Consider the following 21389-nt stretch of genomic DNA (forward strand, 5'->3'; position numbering starts at 1 on the left):
ATAATCTTAAATTGAGACTGGCCTTCGCCCGCCACTTCAGGAGAGGAAAATGACGATCCATCGTAGATCCTTCGCAGCACTCACTGCCGGCGTGGCCCTGGCCCTCGCACTCCCCACTTCCGCGGCATTCTCGGCAGACGTGACGCTCAACATCGGCTATCAGCCGATCGTCGAGCCGTCGCGCGTTCCGCAGGCTGACGGCACCTACGAGAAGGCGACCGGCGCCAAGATCAACTGGCAGAAATTCGACGGCGGCGCCGATGTCATCGCGGCGATCGCCTCCGGTTCCCTCGACATCGGCTATGTCGGTTCCTCGCCGCTCGCCGCGGCCGCCAGCCGTGAGTTGCCGATCGAAACCATTGCGCTCGTCGGCCTGATCAGCGAGGCCGAGGCTCTCGCGGTGCGCGGCATCGACAAGCCGGAACAGCTCGCCGGCAAGAAGATCGCCACACCCTTCGTGTCGACCGCCCATTACAGCCTGCTGACCGCCCTGAACCACTGGAACGTCGATCCGAAATCCGTCGAGATCCTCAACCTGCGCCCGCCGGAGATCGCCGCCGCCTGGTCGCGCGGCGATATCGATGGCGCCTATGTCTGGGATCCGGTGCTCGCCGAAATCAAGAAGACCGGCACTGTGCTTGCGACGTCGGCCGACGTCGGCAATTGGGGCAGCCCGACCTTCGACGCCTGGATCGTCAGCAAGACGTTCGCCGAGGCGCATCCGGACGTCGTCGCGGCCTTCGTCAAGGTCACAGGCGATGCGACGGCCGCCTATCGCGCCAATCCCGAAGCCTGGGACGCCAAATCACCCGAGGCGGAGAAGATCGCCCGGCTGACCGGCGCCAAGCAGGACGAGGTTCCGGCGCTCCTCAAGGGCTACACCTTCCCGACACTCGAGGAACAGGCCGGCACCGATCTTCTCGGCGGCGGCACGGTCAAGGCGGTCGCAGCTACCGCAGCCTTCCTTAAGGAGCAGGGCAAGATCCCGACGGTGCTGGCGGCTTACGGCGCCTATGTCTCACCGCGCTGGGTGCAGGACGCAGCCAAGCTCTCCTTCTGAGACATGGGACAGCGCGACGACGCGACCGCCCGCGGGCCGCGTCGTGGCAATTTCAAGGAGGAAGCCATGAGCCAATTATCGTTCAACGAGGCCAGCCTTATCTATCCGGCGCGCGGCCGTGATGGCGCGGCGCAACTGGTGCTGGACCGGATCAATCTCTCCGTGTCGACCGGCGAGTTCGTCGTTGTCATCGGCCGGTCGGGGTCCGGCAAGACGAGCCTCCTCAATCTGGCGGCGGGCTTTCAGGAGCCGAGCGAAGGGAAAGTGGCACTCGACGGCAAGATCATCGAGGGGCCGGGCAGCGACCGCGCCGTCGTCTTCCAGGACGATGCCCTCTATCCCTGGCTCGACGCCCGCGACAACGTCGCCTTTCCCCTGAGGATCAAAGGCATGGGCGAGCGCGACCGACGCGCCCGGGCCGGCGAACTGCTTGAGCTCGTCGGCCTTCCCGAGGCAGGGAAACGGCGCATCTGGGAGCTTTCGGGAGGCATGCGCCAGCGCGTCGGCATCGCCCGGGCGCTCGCCGCCGAACCCCGCTTCCTCCTGCTCGACGAGCCGCTCGGCGCGCTCGATGCCCTGACGCGCAGCCGACTGCAGACCTTTCTCCTGGACGTCTGGCGGAAGAGCCGCTCCGGCGCCCTTCTGATCACCCACAGCATCGACGAGGCGCTTCTCCTCGCCACCCGCATCGTCGTCCTGTCTCCCAATCCGGGCCGGGTCGCCGCCGACATCCCGAGCAGCTTTGCCGCCGACATTCTCGCCGGGGCGCCGGCAAGCGAGGTGCGCGCCTCGCCGGCCTTCAAACGCATGCATGACGGCCTGACGGGTCTGATCCAAGCCATCGGCCCGGAAGAGGAGCTTGCCGCATGACACTGACAACCGACCTGAACCAGTCCTATGGCTACGATGCCACTGCAGAAAGGCGCGAGCCGGAACGACCGCCCGTCCGAAGGAGACAGGTGCCGGTTTGGCTGATCTCGCTCCTTACGGTCATCAGCCTCTTGCTGATCTGGGCGGCCGCCGCCTCGGCCGAACTCGTCTCCCCCGTCTTCCTGCCCTCCCCGGCCGTCGTCGCGTCTTCGCTCTGGAACCTCGTCACGGTCGGCTTCGTCGACTCGACTCTTGCACAACACGTGCTCGCCAGCCTTGGGCGCGTGCTCGGCGCGCTCGGCGTCGCCGTGCTGATCGGTGTCCCCGCCGGGCTTGCCATCGGCACGAGCCGCATCGGCCGGGGCATTCTCGACCCGATCGTCGAATTCCTGAGACCGCTGCCGCCGCTGGCCTATCTGCCGCTGATCATCATCTGGTTCGGCATCGGCGAAGTCTCCAAGATGACCGTCATCGCGCTGTCGATGCTGCCGTCGATCGTCATCTCGACGGCGGCCGGCGTGCGCTCGGTACCGAAGGATCATATCAACGCCGCCCGTGCCTTCGGCGCCACCAGGCGCCAGGTGACGCTCCACGTCGTCCTGCCCTCCGCCCTGGCATCGATCCTGACCGGAACACGCATTGCCCTCGGCACCGGCTGGTCGACGCTGGTCGCGGCGGAACTGGTCGCCGCCACGCGCGGCCTCGGCTTCATGATCCAGTCGGCGGCCCAGTTCCTGGTCACCGATGTGGTGATCGCCGGGATTGCCGTCATTGCGCTGATCGCCATATTGCTCGAGATCGCCGCGCGCGCCCTCGAAAAATGGCTGGCGCCCTGGGCTTCGGCACGGTGAGTGCCGGCCAGACTCTCAATAGTCTCCGAAGCTATTCCAGCATGGTCGCGGCGATCGACGGCCTGCGCCTGCACCCGGATATCCGGTACTGCCGTGATCTCCCAGAACCGGCCGGCCGTCAAAGCCCCCGACCGCATAAAGGCCGGCCGCGCTCGCCTTTTCCGCCGAGGACGCGCGAGCCTGCATCGACGGAGAGGCCGAGACCGAGCAGGTCCCGTGTGATCAAGCCTTGCTGCTGCATTTGCTTGAGCAGCGGCGAATGGGCGACGCCGGCGCGCTCCATTCCGGTGCAATTGACGATCCGCGACAGAGAAACCATCCGGCCAAAGGCAACGCGGTCGATCAGGACGATCTGACCGGAGCTAGCGGGCCAGCCATCCGCCGTCGACGGCGAGGACCTGCCCGGTAACGTAGCTGCTGGCGGGCGAAGCAAAGAACAGGACCGCGGTGTCCAGGTCGCTCGGCTCGCCCCAGCGGCCGGAGGGAATGCGCTCGATAATGGCACGATAGCGGTCAGGATCGTTGCGCAGCGCTTCCGTATTGTCGGTCACCATATAGCCCGGTGCGATCGCGTTGACGGTGATCCCCTTGGCAGCGAGTTCGTTGGCCATCAGCTTGGTGAGCCCCGCCACGCCATGTTTGGAGGCCGTATAGGAGGCGACGCGGATTCCGCCCTGGAAGGAAAGCAGCGAGGCGACGTTGACGATCCGCCCCTTGATGCCGCGTTCGAGCATATGCCGGACCACCGCCTGGGAGAGCACGAAAGCGCTCTTCAGGTTGATGTTGAGGACGTCGTCCCAGTCTTCTTCCGTGAATTCGGTGAAGTCGGACCGCCGAATCTGGCCGGCATTGTTGATCAGGATATCGACAGCCGCGCCGTCTTCGACGAGGCCGGCAAACATCTTCGCAATGCCGCCCGGGTTGCGCAGATCGTAGACGACCTCTTCGAACCGCCTTCCGAGTGCCTCGACGGCACGCCGTGTCTCGGGCATGTGCTGCGATCCGAGCCCGATGATGTCGGCGCCGGCGGAAGCAAGCGCCAAAGCGAGGCCCTGCCCCAGGCCGGTGCGCGCCCCGGTCACCAGCGCGCGCTTTCCGGATAGGTCGAAAAGGCCTGCGGCGGTCATCGGATATCCCCCATCGGCACGAAGTCCATGTCCTTGAAGGACTTGTTGTCGCCGGCCATGCTCCAGATGAAGGCATAGGCCGAGGTTCCGGCGCCGCAATGGACCGACCAGGGCGGCGAGATGACCGCCTGCTCGTCCCGGACGATCAGGTGGCCCGTCGCTTCCGGCCGCCCCATGAGGTGGACCACGAAAGCATCCTTCGGCACTTCGAAATAGAGATAGGCCTCCATTCGCCGGTCATGCGTGTGCGCCGGCATGGTGTTCCAGACGCTGCCCGGCTCGAGACGCGTCATGCCCATCAGCAACTGGCAGCTCTCGACGACATCCGGATGGATGTACTGGTAGAGCGTCCGCTTGTTCGAGGTCTGCCCGTCGCCGAGGTTGAGCTCGATCGCTTCCGCCTTGCGGATCTGCCGGGCCGGAAAGGCGGCATGCGCGGGCGCGCTGTTGATGTAGAACTTGGCAGGCGCCGAAGGATCAGCGCTCTCGAAGGAGATGCTCCTGGTCCCCATGCCGAGATAGAGCGCGTCCTGGAAGCCGATTTCGAAAACGGCGTCGTCCGTCCTGACGATCCCCGGGCCGCCGATGTTGATCAGCCCCAATTCGCGCCGTTCCAGCAGGAATTCGCCACCGACGACGCGCGCCATGTCCTCGCCGAGGCTGATCGCCGCCCGGTCCGGCATCACGCCGATGAGGAGCAGCCGGTCATAATGGGTGTAGACCGCGTTCGCGCCGCCCGCCGAGAAGAGTTCCTCGATCAGGAAGTTCTCCCTTAACGCGCTCCCAGTCATCGTTTCCGACTGCGTGTAGTGAACCGCGTGGCGGACAGTTATGGACGATTGCATGGCTTCCTTTTCCTTTGGCTCGATCGCGAGAGACGACGCGCCCGCCGATCGGGCACGTCGTCCAGCCTGGGAGGTTTTTTTTGAAATGTTGCCGCTTACTGGGACGCCCGCGCTTCGTTGATCTTGCGGACGTCATCCTCCAGGACCTTGTAGGTTTCCTCGAGCGACAGCTCGCCGACGATCAGCTGGCTCATGCGCTGCACGATCTGCTGGTACATCGCCGACCCGCCCTTCTGGCGCTCGAAGTCGCGCGCCGCCTGCGGAACGTTCTTCTTGTTGTCCAGGAACACCGCCATGGCGGACTTGGCGTTCTCGCTCGAAAGCTTGTATTGCGGGTCCTTGATGTCGGCACCGGTCAGGATGACGTAGTTTTCGGCGATCTCCCGCTGGATCTTCTCGGAGCCGAGGAACTCGATGAACTCGGCCACCGCCTCGGGATGCTTCGTGCGCTTGAAGCCGACGATCGCCGTGGCGCCGGGCATGGCGTAGCATCCGGCCTCGCCGCAGGGCGCATTGATCGCCGTCCAGTCGAAGGCGTCGCCGATCTTCGTCTGGAACGGATTGACCATCCAGTTGCCGGCCAGATAGGTCACGACATTGCCGTTGACGAACTCGTCACCCATGTTCTTGTACTGCGATCCGCCGGCCGCGCCCCACATCTCCTTGGGGAAGCTGCCGTCCTGGGTCCAGGAATAGACGTCGGCGATGTATTTCTTCGCCGCCTCGTCCGGGAAGCTGAACCTGCCGTCCTTCACATAGGTCGCACCGTAGGAGAAGGCCGCACCCGAGAAGCGGTGGCCGGAGCGGTCCATGGTGAACGGAACCTGCACGCCCGTCGCCTTTGCGACCCGCGCCGAGGCTTCGACGATTTCCTTCAGCGTTGCCTTCGGCCCCGGCAGGGGCTCGCCGGCCTGCTCGAACAGCGTCTTGTTGACGAAGGGCAGGTTGAGCGTCTGCGACGCCACATAGCCGTTGATCGAATTCGGCTCGTTGATGTTCGGCAGGCGGAGCTGGTCAAGGCTTGCGCCGTGGAGCTTTGCGTAAGCCTCCGGGTCCTTCATGTAGGGACGCATGTCCAAGTAGTAGGGCGCGAGCTGCCAGTCGGTGATCTTGGCGAGATCGGGACCCTCGCCGACCGCAAGCTGCACCGGCAATTGCTTGGCGACGGCATCGTAGCCCGACGAAACGAAATTGACCTTCACGTCCGGGTGGGTGCTCTCGAATTCCTTGCTGAGCGCGGCCATGCGCTCGACATAGCCCTGGTCGTCATCGGTGAACAGAAAGGTGATCGTCTTGGATTCGGCATGAGCCGCACCCACTCCGACAAAACCGGCGAGTACCAGTGCGCTTACGCCTGAAAAGAGCTTCGACATGCATAATCCTCCTCATGAAAACTTTTTCATAAATCGAACCGGAGCTCCTCTTCCGAATTCGATTTTCACCTTTTTGCGACTTGACAGAGCAAACGTCAAGCTGTTTGTTTTGCGGAAACCTCATGGCGACACGCATTGAATGCAGCTTTCGCCGATGATGAAAACATTTTCATACGATCGATGGGAGGCGGTCTATGAAGGACAATTCCCTCGTTACGGCAGTATCTCTTGATCCGACCTATGACGTCGCCAAGGGCGAGACGATTACCGCCTGGATCGTCTCCGATCTGGTCGCCGCAGACTTCCCCGGCATCGCGGCGCCGGCGGAAGACCGTGTCAACTATCGCTTCATCAACGGCTTCGTCGATGTGGGCGACCTGCCCTGCCGCAAAGCCTTCTGGGCCGAAATGATCGGCCGGGCGATCGAACCGGACAGCGACTGGACGGCCGCGCATCTGAACCTGCCGGGCTCCAATCGCCGCGTCGAATTCACCGGCTTCTGGCATGTGCCGACCCATATCCGCCGCTGGCTGAAGGGCACCTTCCGGACCGAAGCCCCGCGCCGGCTTCACCTCCGGCTCCGGACCTGCGGCGGCGTGCGCATCTGGGTGAACGGCGTGGAGCAGGTGCGCTTCGAGCCGTTCCGCCGCAATGTCGAAAGCGCATCGGACGTGATGCTCGAGCTTCGCGCCGGCGACAACGAGGTGCTGCTTCATACGGAAGATCTCGCCGAAAGGGATACGATCTGGTTCTTCGAACTCGAGCTCTTGGATGAGGCGCCGCTGACGGTCGTCCTGCCGGTTCCCCTCGACAGCGAGGAGGTCGGCCGCCTTGCCGCACTCGTACGCGACGTCCGGCCGAGCCAGGATGTCTTCGTCGGTTCGGCGCTCGAGCTTGTCTTCGACGCCCCGCCCGAAAGCGACCTTCCGCTTCTCGTCGAGGTCGTGAGCCATGGCCACGACCGTGCCGTTCTGGCGCGCGCCGCCGAGACGCTTGGCGCCGCCGAGACGCGACTTGCCATTCCAGAGACGCTCGGCATCCCCGACGGCTATCACGGTGTGCGGCTGACGATCGGATCCGGCGCAGGCACGGTCACCCGGTTCATCGATGCGGCCTTCCTCGGCCGGCTTTCGCCGGTCTCATCGGCCGGCGACATCGCCGAGCGAAAGCGGGCCGCCCTCGATTTCAGTGCCGCTCACGGCGCCGAACGCATCGGCCGGGCCCTCGCCATGGCTGCCACCGGCAGCGACGACCGGTCGACGTTCGACCGCCTCATCGCGACGACGCTGCGATCGATCGACCGGCGCGAGGATTGCTCCGACTTCGTCCTGGTGCCTCTGCTCTGGCTGGTGCGTGCCTACGGCGACCGCCTTGGCCCCGAGACCGTCGAAAATATCCGGGCATCGGTTCTCGGCTACCGCTACTGGGTGGATGAGCCCGGCAATGACGTCATGTGGTTCTGGAGCGAGAACCACGTGCTGTGCTTCCATGCGAGCCAATTGCTGGCCGGCGAGTTCCTGCCGGATGCCGTGTTCGAGGCTTCGGGACGCAGCGGACGCGAGCAGGCGGCGCTCGCCAAGGCTCGCCTGCACCGCTGGTTCGACAGCGTCGAAGCGCACGGGCTGGCGGAATGGAACTCGGCCGCCTATTACCCGATCGACTTCATCGGCCTTCTGGCGCTCGAGCATTGGGCGGAGCCTGAGCTTGCCGGCCGCGCCAGGCACCAGCTCGACCTGATCTTCGAAATGATCGCGCTCCACACGCTTGCCGGTGTGCCGGCGGGCTCGCAGGGGCGTGCCTACGACAAGGAGCTGCGCGCCGGGCCGCTGACCGAACTCGCGCCCTTCGCCGCAGTCGCCTTCGGCGAGGGATGGCTGAACGGCGGCGTCGCCTCGCTGCCGATGTTCTGCTGCTCGGACTATGTCCCGCCGGCCCATCTCTCGCCGCTGGCAAGGCTGGAGCCCGGTCGCGCCATCGAGGCACGCTATGCGCAGGGGCTGGATGCGGGCAAGCTGGTTCTCTTCAAGAACGCGGCGGCGCAGCTTTCGACCGTCGTCGACCACAAGACCGGCCGGAAGGGACACCAGCAGCACGTCATGGACATCCGTCTTGCCGGCCATCCGATGGCGCGGCTCTGGGTGAACCATCCGGGCGAGGATGATCCCTGGGGCAACCAGCGGCCCTCTTACTGGGCGGGCAGCGGCATCCTTCCGCGTGTCGCCCAGCACCGCGACCTGGCGCTGATGGTCTTCGACACGCAGGACCATCGTAATGGCTGGACGCACGCCTATCTCGGCCGGGACGGCCTCGACGATGTCCTCGTCGAGGACAACTGGCTGATCGTCCGGTCTGGCGCTGGCTTCGCCGCCCTCCACGCCACTAACGGCATCACGATGGTAACGCAGGGTGCCACCGCCGGACGGGAGGCCCGCTCCGAGGGGCGCCTCTGCGGTTGGGTCGGCGCGATCGGCTGCGGCAACGACGGCAATTTCGGGCGCTTCCGCGAGCGGATTCGCTCGACCGTCGTGACCTTCGATCGCGATCGGCGCATGCTCTCGGTCACCCCTCCGGACCGCCCGGAGTTGCTGCTCTCCTATGACGGCGCCTTCTCGCTCGGCGGGGAGCCCCTGGCCTTCGAGCACACACAGCCGAAGCCCGAAATCACTTTCGACAGCACGGGTCTCGCCGCTCCGGCGGACCGTCTCTTTTATTCATGAGTGGACCATGCAGATGAACCAGATCAGCATCGAGCGATCGACGCTCAAGACCAAGATCGACAAGGTCGCGGCCGCCTTCAGTCGGCTGAAGGGCATCAAGGAGGGCCTCGTCGGCGCCGAGCATGCCGGCGGCATCCAGTTCGACGAATGGGATTGGGAGGTCGGCGTCGGTCTCTATGGCTTCCTGCGCCGCGCGATTGCGACCGGTGACCGCAAGGCAATCGACGATCTCGTCGCCTGGTATGCCTGGCAGATCGACCGCGGCCTGCCGCCGCGCCAGATCAATAGCTCCGCGCCGATGCTGCCGCTCGTCATCCTGACCGAGCATGTCGACCGTCCCGATTTCCGCGCCCTTGTCGAGGACTGGGCCGACTGGCTCGTGCACAAGCTGCCGAAGACCGAGGACGGCGGCTTCCAGCACGTCGTCAAGGAGCGGTTGAACGATGGCGAGCTCTGGGACGACACGCTGTTCATGGCCTGCCTGTTCCTCGCCCGCGCCGGGGTGATCTGCGAGCGCCGCGACTGGATCGACGAGGCGGTCTACCAGTTCATGATCCACACGCGCTATCTCTCCGACCCCGCCACCGGCCTCTGGTATCACGGCTGGACCTTCAACGGCCGGCACAACTTCGCCAAGGCCTTCTGGGCGCGCGGCAATGCCTGGATCACGGTGGCGATCCCCGAGCTTTTCGAACTCGTGCCGTCGCTCAACCCCAGCGACAAGCGGTTCCTCTCCAATGTGCTCGCCAGTCAGGTCCGGGCGCTCAAGCGCCATCAGCGCGACGACGGCATGTTCCACACGCTCGTCAACGACCCGACCTCACCCGTCGAGACATCCGCCACCGCCGGCATCGCATACGGCATCCTGCGCGGCATCGAAGCCGGCATCCTGAGACAGGGAGACCGGGTTCACGCCGATCGCGCCCTGATGGCGGTGCTCGGCCAGATCGACGCGGAAGGCGTCGTCCAGGGCGTCTCGGACGGAACCCCGATGGGCCACGACCTCGACTTCTACCGGCGGATCCCCAATCTCCCGACCCCGTACGGCCAGGCGCTGACCATGCTGCTGCTGATCGACGTCCTTCTCGAGGGGGATCCCCAATCGTGACGACGCCGCAGGACTTCCGGATTGAAGCGATCGGCCGCGACGCGACGTCCGAGATTCAGTCGGCAATCAACACCGTTTCCGCCAGCGGCGGCGGCCGCGTGTCGCTGCTGGCTGGCGAACACATGGCGGGCGGGCTGTTGCTGAAGAGCGGCGTCGAACTGCACTTGGCGGACGGCGCCCTGCTTCGCCCCATCCCCGATTACGAGGCCTATCGCGATACGACCGTGCGGGTCATTGCCGAAAAGTCGAACCGGGGGATGATCATCGCCCGGAACGCCGAAGACGTGCGCATCAGCGGTCCGGGCCGGATAGAGGCCGGTGGCGAGCATTTCATCACCGGCGACGACCCTGATGTCGGCACCTTCATCCCGGCGGAGTTCCGACCGCGCGTCGTGGTCTTCGAAGGATGCCGAACCGTCCGGCTTGACGGGTTTCAGGTGGCGGGGTCGCCGATGTGGACCCTGCATCTTGCCGACTGCGAGGACGTCGTGATCCGCAACGTCACGATTGCCAACGACCGGCGGCTGCCGAACACCGACGGGATGGTTCTCGACGCCTGCCGTCGCGTGCTGATCGAGGACTGCACCATTTCCACGGCCGATGACGGCATCTGCCTGAAAACCAGCGCGGGGCCGGACGGCAAGGCGATCGGGGTCTGCGAGGATGTCACCGTCCGCCGCTGCAACGTCTCGAGCCTGAGCTGCGCGTTGAAACTCGGCACGGAATCCCATGGCGATTTCGACAATGTCGTCTTCGAGGATTGCAAGGTCAGCACATCCAATCGCGGCCTCGGCCTGTTCTCACGCGACGGCGGGCAGATGCGAAACATCCGCTTCTCGCGCATCGAGGTCGACTGCCATGAAACGCCTGATGGCTTCTGGGGCTCCGGCGAGGCGCTGACCGTGACGGTGGTCGACCGGCGTCCGAATCGCCCGGCCGGCGCCGTCGAGAACCTCCTGGTCGAAGCGATCACCGGCCGCACGCAGGGAGCGATCAACCTCGTCTCCACCTCTGGGGCCGGAATCCGCAATGTCGCGCTTCGCGGCATCACTCTCGCCCAGGACCACGGGCCGCTCGGGACCGGACGTCGCTACGACCTGAGGCCGACCTTTGCCGACATCGCCCCGAGCGCCGAGGCGGCAGGACGTGCCAATGCCTGGACGCGGGACGCCGACGGCCAGATCGTCGGGCTTATCGATTACCCGGGCGGCATGCCGGCGATCTATCTCAAAGGCGTCGAGGGGCTGACCGCGCAGGACGTGGCGGTCAGGCGTCCGGCGCCCCTGCCGGAAGGCTGGAATGCAAAGGATATCGTCGAAGAGACGAATTGACCGAGCGGGATGCCCGCATCCCGCTCCAACGTATTCAGATTCGATCATGTCCATGATTTTCGGTCGATAACCCGAAACCATGGTGATCTACCGGGAGCAGGCGATGGGAGACCTCAGGCTTAAAAACCTCAACAAGTCGTTCGGCGCGGTTGACGTCCTGCACGACGTGAACCTTCAGATCGACAACGGCGAATTCGTCGTTTTCGTCGGTCCGTCGGGCTGCGGCAAGTCGACCCTGTTGCGCATCATCGCCGGTCTCGAGGACGTCACTTCCGGATCGATCGCCATCGGCGGGCGGGATGTCGGCGCGCTGTCGCCGGCCGAGCGAAAGATCGCCATGGTCTTCCAGTCCTACGCGCTCTATCCGCATATGAGCGTCCGCAAGAACCTCGCCTTCGGCCTCGAAAACCTCAAATTCAAGCGCGACGAGATCGACGCGCGGATCACCGAGGCCGCCCGCATGCTGGCCATCGAGCCCTATCTCGATCGCCGGCCGAAGCAGCTTTCGGGCGGGCAGCGCCAGCGCGTGGCGATCGGCCGGGCGATCGTGCGCGACCCGGAGATCTTCCTCTTCGACGAACCGCTCTCCAATCTCGACGCGGCACTGCGCGTCCAGACGCGCGCCGAGATCACCAAGTTGCATCGCGAAATGCAGACGACGATGATCTATGTCACCCACGACCAGGTCGAGGCGATGACCATGGCCGACAAGATCGTCGTGCTTCGGGCCGGCCGCATCGAGCAGGTGGGCACGCCGCTCGAACTCTTCGACCATCCGCGCAACCTCTTCGTTGCCGGCTTCCTCGGCTCACCGCGCATGAACATTTTGAAGGGCCGGATCGTGATCGGCGACGATCGCAGTGCCCTGGTGGACGTCGGCTATCCCACACTGCTCCAGAGCGCTATCGATCCCGCCACGGTCACCGCGGGACAGGAGGTGCTTGCCGGCGTCCGGCCGGCGCATTTCGCCCTTTCCGACGGCGAAGGCCTGCCATTCGAGGTCCAGTATCACGAGAGCCTCGGCACCGAAACCTACGTTTACGGCAACCTTCAGGGACAATCGGAGCAGATCATCGTCCACCAGGCCGGCCATTTCGCGCCCTCGCCCGGTGCCGTTCTGAAGATCATGCCGATCGACGGCCGCCTGCATGTCTTCGACCCGGCGAGCGAGCTCGCGCTCGGTCACGGGAGGGTCTGACCATGGCTCCGTCGACAGGACTTGCGGACCGCGCACTCGACCTCGTCATGGCGCTCTTCGAGGCGCCGATCAACGCCGTCGAGCGACTGATCGGCAGGGGGCGGATGCCCTATGTCTTCCTCGCGCCGAACCTCGTGCTCTTCGGCATCTTCACCTTCCTGCCAATCGGGATCGCCATCGGCTATGCGTTCACCGGCGGAACCGATCTCCTGATCTCGAACCGCCCCTTCGTCGGCCTCGACAACTTCCGCACGCTTTTGACCTGCGAAAGTTACCTCGTGCCGGGGAGCTGCGAGGAATCGCTCTTCTGGACGGCGATTTGGAACACCCTCTGGTTCGTCGGCTTCAATGTCGCCGCCACGCTTCTCGTCGCCCTCGTCACGGCGCTGATCCTCAACCGGGCGATCGCCGCACGCGGCTTCTTCCGGGCGATGTTCTTCTATCCGGTTCTCTTGTCGCCCGTGGTCATCGGCCTGATCTGGAAGTGGTTCCTCGACCGCAACGGACTGCTCAATGCCTTCCTGCAGATGCTCGGCGTGCCGCCGGAAATCTTCCTGCTCGATGTCGGCTGGTCGCGCTTCTTCGTGGTCGTCGTGTCGGTCTGGTTCCACATGGGCTTCTATACGCTGATCCTGCTCGCCGGCCTCCAGGCGATTCCCAAGGATCTCTACGAGGCCGCGGCGATCGACGCAGCCACGCCGTCGCGCACTCTCTTCCGCATCACCCTGCCGCTCCTCGGCCCGAACCTGCTCGTCGTCTTGATCCTGCTGATGATCCGCTCGGTGCAGATCTTCGACGAGGCCTGGGTGCTGACCAATGGCGGCGGCCCGGGCACGGCCAATACGTTCCTCGTCCAATACATCTACCAGATGGCCTTTGCCGGCGACCTCCGCCTGTTCGGGCTCGCCTCGGCCGCCTCCGTCCTCATGGGGCTGGTGCTTCTGGTGCTCACCCTGGCGCAGTTGCGCCTCGGCAAGAAGGTGGAGTCCTGATCATGTCCGCCAATGTCAGTGCCATCGGCTTTTTCACCCGCACCCGGCGCACCGGCCGGATCGACATCACCGACATCCTCTCCTGGCTGTGGCTGATCGGCGGCACGCTCGCCGTGCTCGTCCCGGTGCTGTGGGCCGGCATGTCGTCGTTGAAGCCTGAGGCAGAAATCACCCGCTTCCCGCCCACTTTGCTGCCGCGGGCTGCCGTGCAGATGGAGGTCCAGGGTTTCGACAAGGCCCTGAGCCTCTGGAACGTCACGGTCGATGACGAGACCCGCGAAATGGCGATGGTCCGCCGCATCGGGCTCAAGGCGCAGATGGTCGACCCGCAAAATCCCGGCGAGCCCGTCAGTGTCGATACCCGGACGATTTCGCCGGTGCAGCGGCTGACGGTCGCGACGGAGAACTACACGGATCCGCTGACCCGTTTCAGCTTCCTGACCTTCCTCAAGAACTCGGTCTTCGTCACCTTCGTCGCGACGCTCCTGACGCTGGCCGTCAATGCGCTCGCCGCCTTCGCCCTGTCGAAATACCGCTTTCGCGGCGACAAGGCGATCTTCGTGCTGATCATCTCGACGATGATGATCCCGCTCACCGTGGTGATGGTGCCGGCCTATCTCGTCATCGTCGGCGTCGGCCTCGTCGACAATCTCTGGGGCGTCATCATCCCGACGGTCGCCTCGCCGACCGGCGTGTTCCTGCTCAGGCAATATATGCTGACGATTCCGGACGAACTGATCGAGGCGGCGCGGGTCGATGCGGCAAGCGAGTTCCGCATCTTCTGGCGCATCGTCCTGCCGCTGACCGCCCCGGCCCTTGCGGTTCTGGCGATCTTTTCGGTGCTGTGGCGCTGGAACGACTTCCTGTGGCCCCTGATCGTCTTGAGCAGCCGCGAGAACTTCACGCTCCAGGTCGGCCTCAATGCCTTCCAGGGCGAGTTCTCGGTGCAATGGCACTATATTCTCGCCATGACCTTCCTGAGCCTCGTCCCGGTGACGCTGGTCTTCCTGTTCCTGCAGCGCTACATCACCACAGGCATTGCCGGAACCGGCATGAAATAGGTTCCTTAGAGGGGGGTATCGCCCATACACTTTCGACAATCCGCCCTACCGCCGCGGCGGCGCGATGCTGCCCCTGAGGATCAGCCGGCAGCCAAGCTCGAGCCGATGGGCGGGACGCAGCGGATCGTTGGCGATCAGGCGTTGCTCGAGGAGCGAGAGCGCCGCCGCACCCAGGCGATCGGCCGGCATCTGGATGGTGCTGAGCGGCGGCGCGCTGAACTCGCCCGGCACGATGTCGTCGAAACCGAGCACCGATATATCTTCCGGCACGCGAATGCCGGCCTCGGCAAGCGCCTCCAGGCAGCCGAGCGCCAGGTTGTCGGCCGCACAGAAGATTGCCGTGACGCCCCGGAGCTTTCGGTCCGCTTGCAAGAGCGCGCGGATCACCTGTTTGCCGTGGCGCGGCTCGTAGCTTTCCGCGACCACGACCATGTTCTCCGGCGCCGGCAGGCCGGCTACCAGATGCGCATCCACATATCCGTCGTAGCGCCGCCGGATCGTCGTGCGTCCCTGCCACGTCAGGTGCAGGATGCGGCGGTGCCCGAGCGACAGCAGATGCTCGGTGCCGAGCCGCGCCCCGAAACGGTTTTCGACCGTCACGGTATCGACCAGCATCGAGGGGTCCTCGCCGTTGAGGATGACCATCGACTTGTCGAGCACGGAAAGCGCCCGGATGAGTTCCGGCCTGTCGTCGTTGAGGACGAGGATGCCGTCGACGTTCTCGACCTCAGCCGCTTGGCGCACCTCGGCCGGATCGAGGCGGGTACTGGCGCTGACGAAAGGAACGATGCGGATTCCTCGCCTCTCGCATTCGCGCCGCACGCCATTGAGGATCGTCCAGCTCACCATGTTGAGGTCGCTCTGCGGCGCCGCGTCGCTCGTCAAGGCGAGCAGCACGACGCGCACCGTCGCGATCGTCGCCTTTTTCCGCCGGCTTTCGAGATAGCCGAGCCGGCGTGCGGATTCGAGAACCCGCTCGCGCACCTCGACAGTCAACGGCGCGGTGCCGTTGAGGGCGTGCGACGCCGTGCTGAGCGAAACTCCCGCCTCGCGCGCGACATCCTTGAGATTGGTTTTTCGATCCACGATCCGACCCTATCCGGCCCGTTGCAGCGCCGCGGATGCGCCCAGTCCGGCGCATGGCGCTGCAAAGCAACCTCAGCACAGTCTCAAACCATACAAGCACGGCATCCCGCAAGCTCAAAGCTTTCAAAGGGATCGGTGCCGGTCAGCACCGTTTGCCGCCGTGATGAAGGCTCCGCTGCGGGCATTGCGGACAATCCCAGCCAGGAACATTGACATGCCCGTCGGTAAATGAGAACATAAAGTGAACAAACCGGAGTTTTCCATGACTCACACAGAGCAAGTCATCGAGCGTGCAATGGCGGCGGTCGCGGCGGCCCGCCGGCAGCGAGAGCGCGATCAGGAGCGGCGGCGGCAAACATTCGGACGCATTCCGGTGGGACTTCCCTTGCCCACGCTCAGGCGCGGCGTGCAGCTTTCACTCGAACTGGACACGCGCCCGCAGGGCAGTGGTCCGATTTAAAGCACGCCGCATTCAATCGTCTTCCACAGGCAAGCATCAGGCGGTGCGCGTTCGCCCGAAGGCCCGCAGCAACAGGTTCACCGAGACCGCCACCTTGTCGATGTCAGGAACGTCTTGGGAATAGTTGCCGGTGTAGAGCTTGATGATCATCTTGTCGCGCTCGAAACCGCGCAGGTCGAAATGGAGATGCAGGTAATAGCGCCGCCTGTCGCCGGAACGGCTGATGTCGCCGCGTCGCTGCGTCACCTGCTTGAGTTCGGTCTGAAGCGGCGGGAAGCCATCGAGATTGAGGGTGACGCGGGTTGACTTGAACCGCGTTTCTGTTGGCACCGCCACGACCGCCTTGTCGAGCGAAAGGCTCACCAGGCTTGCCGCGCTGCCATCGACCTCGGCGGCTTCATCGAGCTTGAAAGCCTGGAGAAGGCGTCGCGGCTTCTCGAAGCAGATCAGCGAGGCGATGACGAGCACGACGATGTTGATGCCCGACCAGAGCGCCGCGATCGTCGAGAACGACCCCTCGATATGTGCGGTCTCCGGAACGATGTTGATCAGCAGTCCCGCCGCAGTGACGACGATGAAAGCGGCGATCCAGGTAAAGGTATAGGCGTCGAACAGGTTTGCCTCGTTGCCGCTGCCCTTCGGGGTCACCTTAAAGGGCTTGCCGAACGGCCGCACCAGGCTGGAAAGCACCGTCGGCAGCATGCGAAAGGTCGCGAACGTCCCGACGGCGGTGGAAACCAGAGGCAGGTAGCGGGTCGGCGCCAGCCAGAGCATCAGCAGGAAATAGGCGGTCAGCAGCGGTATCTGGTTCGAAACGTAGTCGGTGACATTGGTGAAATAGAGCGGCAGGGCGCCGAACCAGAGATAGACGATCGGGACGAGAAGCACCGCGAAGCGGACGAGGTATTGCACCAGCCAGGACATCGGCAGGAACATGATCCGCTGGAAGAGCGAGAGCCCCGGCCCGCGCAGGGGACCGTTATGCAGGTAGAGCGTCTGGATTCCGCCCTGGCACCAGCGTTCGCGCTGCACGAAATAGCCGGTCAGGTTCTCGGCCGCCAGGCCCATCGACAGCCGCTCGTTCAGATAGCGGGTCTTGTACCCCTTGTTGAGCATCGAAAGCGTCGTCAGCAGGTCCTCGGTGATCGACTCGGTCGGAAAGCCGCCGATCGTATCGACCGCCGCGCGGCGTGCGATCGAGCAGGAGCCACAGCAGAAACTCACGTCCCAGCCATCCCGGCTCGGCGCGATCTCGTCGAAAAACAGGCGCTGTTCATCCGGCCAGATATTTTCGAGGCCAAGATTGGATTGCACCGGATCCACGTTGAAGAAGTGCTGCGGCGTCTGCACGATGCCGATGGTCTCGTCCTGGAAGAACGGCAAGGTCCGCTTGAGGAAATGGCGATAGGGCACGAAGTCCGCGTCGAAGACGGCAACGAAGTCTCCGGAGCTGACCTGCAATCCGTTGTTCATGTTGCCGGCCTTGGCATGAGCGTTGTCGCTGCGCGTCACATGGACGGCGCCTCGCCCCTCGCAGAAGGTCTTCAGCCAGTCGCGCCGCCCGTCGTCGAGTACATAGACGGCGAGCTTGTCCTTCGGATAGTCGAGCGCCAGCGCCCCGACGATCGTGCGTTCCAGCACGTCGAGAGGTTCGTTGTAGGTCGGTATGAAAATGTCGACGCTTGGCAGCGCGCTCTCCGGCCGCGCGAAGAAACGCCGCGCGAGCTGGTCCGCCTCGGCGCTGCGGTCGACATAGCGGCTCATCAGGATGAGGAACAGCACGACCTCGGAAAAGGCGAGGAGCTCGACAGCAAACACGAACCAGACCCAATAGAAATTGGCGCCGTCATTCGGATAGGGCAGAACGGTTTCGGTGAAGCGCCAGAGCATGTAGCGCAGCGCCACGGCTGCGACGAAAGCACAGGTGAGCGCCCGCGCCCAGCTTCGACGACGCGACCAATTGGATGGCCCGAGCAAAAAGAAGGCGATGACCAGGAGGGTCGGCGCCAGTGCTAGAAGAGATTGAACCACAGGCTTTCAAACCACTGTGTCAGACGGATATTGCGTTTCGAGAAGCGCACCTGCGCCGTTCGCCCCACCTGGCAGAAATTGGCGAAGTCGGTGTTGAGCGCCGACGGCGTCAGCGCGACGCGAATCCGTGCATTGCGCTCCTCGGTCTCCGGCTCGTTGGCGGCGAGCGAATCTTTCTCGACGACCGCGGAACTGCCTTTGACCGCCTGGACCCGACCCTTGAAGACCTCAGCGCGACCGAACAGCCGGACTTCCGCCTCGCGGCCGGGATAGATATCGTCGTAATCGACCTCGGGAACGAGAATATCGACGAACAGTTCGCGGCAGTCGAGGATGCGCAGCATCTCGTTGTTCAGCATGACGTTCGAGCCGCTGACGATGTTCCGGCTCCAAACGACGCCGCTGAACGGCGAGGGAACCGTTGCCTGCTCGAGATTGCGGACGCGCTTGTCCTCCTCGATCAACTGCTGCTCGGTCTGACCGGCTCGAGTGTCGTTCTCCGCTATGCGGGTGTTGAGGTCGTTGATGCGAACGATCACCTCGTCCTGGCGCTGCCGGGAATAGGGCACGTCGTTCTGGCCGTCACCCATGACGAAAATGCCTTGGCGGAGCGCATCGAGGCGTTGCTGCAGCAAGTCGACGGTCAGATTGCTGATCTCGACCTCGCCGCCCGTTGCGGCGCCGGCGGCCTCGGCCGACTCCACCATCTTTCGCGTGAAGATGCCCTTCGATTCCAGTTCCTGCCGGCGGTCGAGGTCGACCTTGGCCACCACGTCCTGGGCGCGCGACACCTCGACGCGCTTCTCGAGAATCCGCAATTGCCGTTCGAGACTGGCGATGGTCGCGCTCTGGAAGACGCCCAGCCGTTGTGCAAGTTCGTCGCGCAGCAGGGCGAGTTCGTCCCGCTCCCGTCGCAGCGCCGCGACGCGCTCGCGCGCGGTTCCCTGCTCGGCCCGAAGCGAAGCCAGGACGGAGCGGTTGACGCGCTCGTTGCGGATGATCGCGAGTGTCTCGCCTTCCGTCACCGGCGTGCCGATGCGCGGCGGAGGCTTGGCGATCTCGCCATCGATCGGCGCATTGATGATGGCAAAGCGGGCGTTGACCGTGCCATCCAGGCTGGTATAGCCGGTCAACCCAGGCAGCAGGACGGCGATGGCGAGCGCCAGGAGCAGAATGCCGATCGAGATACGCGTAATACGATGATTGAGGATCACCTTCGCCGTTCCTCCTCGTTGTCCAGCGAAAATTGCCGATGCCGACACCCATCAGAATTTATCGTGATTCAGCGTTGAACAACCCTCAATATTGCAGGCTTTGGTAGTGCAGCCATAAAAAAGCCAAGGTTTGACCCCGCAAAACCGAGCGTTTTCTCGATGGGGGCCGACGGAGATACCCTGAGAAATCGGTTACTGATCGAACGCCCGGCATTGACCAGAAAAATGGCCGCGATAATTTCTGGACGAAGGGTTGAATTGAGCGACAACCCCGAATGGGGACAATACGATACCGCCGCCGGTTGCGGCACCCTTCAAACGAGCGCAAATAGAAAGGCAACGGAGACCGGCATGCCTGACACGGATGCGACGAAGTCTGCCTCATCTCCCGCCGAGAGCGACTTTCTCGCTCGCACCGACGAGCTCGTCTCCTTTTACGACGAGAGCTTCCACCTCGTCGATTGCTCGATGAAACTTCGGAAGGCCTATGCGGTCGACTCCCTGGTCGAGGCAACGCTCTGGCATGTCTATCCCGAACTGCTGGCGCCAAGACCCAGGGCCGCGATCGATGTCGTCGTGGCGAGCGGCATTCCGCGCAGCATCGAGATCACCGATGCGCGGGGGCGCGCCCACCGCAACCTGGTTGTGTTTCGCACCGAGCGCGGCATCGGCGTCGCGGAAGCGGAAGGCGATACCACCTGCCGCGAGACGTCCAGCCAAACCGAGAGCGATCGCGCGCTGCTGCTTCACCAGGCGACCCATGACGTTTTGACCGGGCTGCCGAACCGCCGGCAATTCAGCGATCAGTTGCGAGCCGCCCTGCCGGTGCCGAGCGGCGCCAAGCTGGCGCTCATGCAGATCGATCTGGACGACTTCAAGCCGATCAATGACACGCTCGGGCACGGCGCCGGCGACACCGTTCTCAAGATGGCGGCAGAACGGATCAAGGGCGTGCTCCGGGAGCGGGAGCTTGCCTATCGCCTGGCCGGCGACGAATTTGCCGTCATTCAGTGGAAGTTCGAGCAGCCGAGGGAGGCGGAGCGCCTCGCCGAGGCAATCGTCAATGCATTCAAGGAACCGTTCGCCGTCGACGGCATCAGCCTGTTTGTCGGAGCGAGCGTCGGCATCGCCATCGCCCCGGCGGACGGAAACGAAATCGAACAATTGATGAAAGCCGCCGACATCGCGCTCTACGCCGCGAAGAAGGATGGCCGCGGCCGGGCGAGAACGTTTACCCGTTCGATGCTGATCGTGCTCGAGCAGCGCGAAATGCTGCGTCGCAGTCTGCGCACTGCGCTCCAGGAGGGGCAGTTCTTCATCGAATATCAGCCCTTCGTGAAGCCGCGCGCCTCGGTGGTCGGCTTCGAAGCGCTGTTGCGATGGCGCCATCCGCTGGTCGGCATCATCCCGCCAAGCGTCTTCATTCCGATGGCCGAAGCCGACGGCCTCATGAGCGAGATCGGCCAGTGGATGCTGGAGCAGGCGTGCCGGGCGGCCATGACCTGGCCGTCTCATTTCACCGTCGCGGTCAACCTGTCGCCGGCAGAGTTTCTGCATGAGGGCCTCACCGATCGAGTCGCCCAGATCCTCGATCTGACCGGTATCCGCGCCGACCGGCTGGAACTGGAAATCACCGAATCGGTGCTGCTCGAGCGCACCATCAACAATCTCGACACGCTCAACACCTTGAGCCTGCTCGGCGTTCAGATTTCCCTGGATGATTTCGGCACCTATTACTCGTCGCTGAGCTACCTGAAGAACTTCCCCTTCGATACGATCAAGATCGACCAGTATTTCATCAAGGATCTCGAGCATGACGAGAAGAGCCAGACGATCGTCCGGTCGATAATCGCGCTCTCCCACGGCTTGGGCATGGATGTCACCGCCGAGGGCGTCGAGACGGAAGGCCAGGCCGCCTGGCTTCAGAAGGAGGGTTGCGACCGACTGCAGGGCTATTTCCTGGGCTTCCCGCTCCCGGGAGCAGCGATCGGCGATTTCCTGCGCAAGTCGGGGGCAGTGCCCCTGGCCGGGGCTCTCAGGACCTGACGGCTTGAAACGGCCAGAG

Annotated in this window: 17 protein-coding genes; 11 read left to right on the forward strand and 6 right to left on the reverse strand. The window is 64.2% G+C overall.

Annotation, left to right across the window (positions count from 1 at the left end; translation table 11 throughout):
* The first annotated feature begins 49 nt into the window (after positions 1–49).
* From tauA to NGR_RS08475, 3 genes are all read left to right on the forward strand, one after another.
* A complete protein-coding gene (gene tauA / locus NGR_RS08465) occupies positions 50–1060 on the forward strand; it encodes a taurine ABC transporter substrate-binding protein (RefSeq protein ID WP_015887835.1) in 1011 nt (336 codons plus the stop codon).
* Positions 1061–1126: 66 nt separating this feature from the next.
* A complete protein-coding gene (locus NGR_RS08470) occupies positions 1127–1930 on the forward strand; it encodes a taurine ABC transporter ATP-binding protein (protein ID WP_015887836.1) in 804 nt (267 codons plus the stop codon).
* Positions 1927–2781: an ABC transporter permease subunit gene (locus NGR_RS08475; protein WP_015887837.1), complete on the forward strand. Its 855-nt coding sequence runs from the start codon at positions 1927–1929 to the stop codon at positions 2779–2781. The genes NGR_RS08470 and NGR_RS08475 overlap by 4 nt, the downstream gene beginning before the upstream one ends.
* Before the next feature lie 362 nt (positions 2782–3143).
* Here NGR_RS08475 and kduD read toward each other — a convergent pair whose 3' ends face one another.
* The 3 genes from kduD to NGR_RS08490 form a co-directional block, all read right to left on the reverse strand.
* Positions 3144–3908, reverse strand: a complete 765-nt coding sequence (gene kduD, locus NGR_RS08480; RefSeq protein ID WP_015887839.1) for a 2-dehydro-3-deoxy-D-gluconate 5-dehydrogenase KduD — start codon at positions 3906–3908, stop codon at positions 3144–3146.
* Entirely contained in the window at positions 3905–4753 is an 849-nt protein-coding gene (gene kduI, locus NGR_RS08485; RefSeq protein ID WP_015887840.1) for a 5-dehydro-4-deoxy-D-glucuronate isomerase, read from the reverse strand. Before kduI ends, kduD begins: the two co-directional genes overlap by 4 nt.
* 95 nt (positions 4754–4848) lie before the next feature.
* The gene (locus NGR_RS08490) at positions 4849–6126 is read right to left on the reverse strand and encodes an ABC transporter substrate-binding protein (RefSeq protein WP_015887841.1); all 1278 of its coding nucleotides are present in this window, start codon (positions 6124–6126) and stop codon (positions 4849–4851) included.
* A 194-nt stretch (positions 6127–6320) separates the two neighbouring features.
* On the opposite strand from NGR_RS08490, the gene NGR_RS08495 reads away from it, so the two are divergent.
* The 6 genes from NGR_RS08495 (at position 6321) to NGR_RS08520 (ending at position 14533) form a co-directional block, all read left to right on the forward strand.
* The gene (locus tag NGR_RS08495; protein WP_015887842.1) at positions 6321–8843 is read left to right on the forward strand and encodes a hypothetical protein; all 2523 of its coding nucleotides are present in this window, start codon (positions 6321–6323) and stop codon (positions 8841–8843) included.
* Positions 8844–8856: 13 nt separating this feature from the next.
* Positions 8857–9951: a glycoside hydrolase family 88/105 protein gene (locus tag NGR_RS08500; protein ID WP_164924108.1), complete on the forward strand. Its 1095-nt coding sequence runs from the start codon at positions 8857–8859 to the stop codon at positions 9949–9951.
* On the forward strand, positions 9948–11282 hold the full coding sequence (locus NGR_RS08505) for a glycoside hydrolase family 28 protein (RefSeq protein WP_015887844.1): 1335 nt from the start codon (positions 9948–9950) through the stop codon (positions 11280–11282). The genes NGR_RS08500 and NGR_RS08505 overlap by 4 nt, the downstream gene beginning before the upstream one ends.
* Positions 11283–11385: 103 nt before the next feature.
* Complete coding sequence (locus tag NGR_RS08510) at positions 11386–12480, forward strand: ABC transporter ATP-binding protein (RefSeq protein ID WP_164924109.1); 1095 nt, start codon at positions 11386–11388, stop codon at positions 12478–12480.
* Positions 12481–12482: 2 nt separating this feature from the next.
* Positions 12483–13472, forward strand: a complete 990-nt coding sequence (locus NGR_RS08515) for a carbohydrate ABC transporter permease (RefSeq protein WP_015887846.1) — start codon at positions 12483–12485, stop codon at positions 13470–13472.
* Positions 13473–13474: 2 nt separating this feature from the next.
* Entirely contained in the window at positions 13475–14533 is a 1059-nt protein-coding gene (locus NGR_RS08520; RefSeq protein ID WP_015887847.1) for a carbohydrate ABC transporter permease, read from the forward strand.
* A 45-nt stretch (positions 14534–14578) separates the two neighbouring features.
* Here the strand turns inward: NGR_RS08520 and NGR_RS08525 are convergent, their stop codons facing one another.
* Positions 14579–15619: a LacI family DNA-binding transcriptional regulator gene (locus NGR_RS08525; protein ID WP_015887848.1), complete on the reverse strand. Its 1041-nt coding sequence runs from the start codon at positions 15617–15619 to the stop codon at positions 14579–14581.
* A 262-nt stretch (positions 15620–15881) separates the two neighbouring features.
* Here NGR_RS08525 and NGR_RS08530 point away from each other — a divergent pair, with 262 nt between their 5' ends.
* Positions 15882–16079, forward strand: a complete 198-nt coding sequence (locus NGR_RS08530; RefSeq protein ID WP_015887849.1) for a hypothetical protein — start codon at positions 15882–15884, stop codon at positions 16077–16079.
* 36 nt (positions 16080–16115) lie between these two features.
* On the opposite strand, the gene NGR_RS08535 is transcribed toward NGR_RS08530, so the two are convergent.
* Together NGR_RS08535 and NGR_RS08540 are read right to left on the reverse strand one after the other, a co-directional pair.
* Positions 16116–18110, reverse strand: a complete 1995-nt coding sequence (locus tag NGR_RS08535; protein ID WP_015887850.1) for a glycosyltransferase — start codon at positions 18108–18110, stop codon at positions 16116–16118.
* Complete coding sequence (locus NGR_RS08540) at positions 18092–19324, reverse strand: HlyD family secretion protein (protein WP_015887851.1); 1233 nt, start codon at positions 19322–19324, stop codon at positions 18092–18094. Before NGR_RS08540 ends, NGR_RS08535 begins: the two co-directional genes overlap by 19 nt.
* Before the next feature lie 351 nt (positions 19325–19675).
* Here NGR_RS08540 and NGR_RS08545 point away from each other — a divergent pair, with 351 nt between their 5' ends.
* Complete coding sequence (locus NGR_RS08545) at positions 19676–21370, forward strand: putative bifunctional diguanylate cyclase/phosphodiesterase (protein ID WP_015887852.1); 1695 nt, start codon at positions 19676–19678, stop codon at positions 21368–21370.
* Positions 21371–21389 lie beyond the last annotated feature (19 nt).

Origin of the sequence: Sinorhizobium fredii NGR234, assembly GCF_000018545.1 — a bacterium.
GTDB lineage: Bacteria > Pseudomonadota > Alphaproteobacteria > Rhizobiales > Rhizobiaceae > Sinorhizobium > Sinorhizobium fredii_A.

Coding starts and splice junctions, on each gene's coding strand:
- tauA (WP_015887835.1), top strand. CDS start 50: ATGACGATCCATCGTAGATCCTTCGCAGCACTCACTGCCGGCGTGGCC.
- NGR_RS08470 (WP_015887836.1), top strand. CDS start 1,127: ATGAGCCAATTATCGTTCAACGAGGCCAGCCTTATCTATCCGGCGCGC.
- NGR_RS08475 (WP_015887837.1), top strand. CDS start 1,927: ATGACACTGACAACCGACCTGAACCAGTCCTATGGCTACGATGCCACT.
- kduD (WP_015887839.1), bottom strand. CDS start 3,908: ATGACCGCCGCAGGCCTTTTCGACCTATCCGGAAAGCGCGCGCTGGTG.
- kduI (WP_015887840.1), bottom strand. CDS start 4,753: ATGCAATCGTCCATAACTGTCCGCCACGCGGTTCACTACACGCAGTCG.
- NGR_RS08490 (WP_015887841.1), bottom strand. CDS start 6,126: ATGTCGAAGCTCTTTTCAGGCGTAAGCGCACTGGTACTCGCCGGTTTT.
- NGR_RS08495 (WP_015887842.1), top strand. CDS start 6,321: ATGAAGGACAATTCCCTCGTTACGGCAGTATCTCTTGATCCGACCTAT.
- NGR_RS08500 (WP_164924108.1), top strand. CDS start 8,857: ATGAACCAGATCAGCATCGAGCGATCGACGCTCAAGACCAAGATCGAC.
- NGR_RS08510 (WP_164924109.1), top strand. CDS start 11,386: ATGGGAGACCTCAGGCTTAAAAACCTCAACAAGTCGTTCGGCGCGGTT.
- NGR_RS08515 (WP_015887846.1), top strand. CDS start 12,483: ATGGCTCCGTCGACAGGACTTGCGGACCGCGCACTCGACCTCGTCATG.
- NGR_RS08520 (WP_015887847.1), top strand. CDS start 13,475: ATGTCCGCCAATGTCAGTGCCATCGGCTTTTTCACCCGCACCCGGCGC.
- NGR_RS08530 (WP_015887849.1), top strand. CDS start 15,882: ATGACTCACACAGAGCAAGTCATCGAGCGTGCAATGGCGGCGGTCGCG.
- NGR_RS08545 (WP_015887852.1), top strand. CDS start 19,676: ATGCCTGACACGGATGCGACGAAGTCTGCCTCATCTCCCGCCGAGAGC.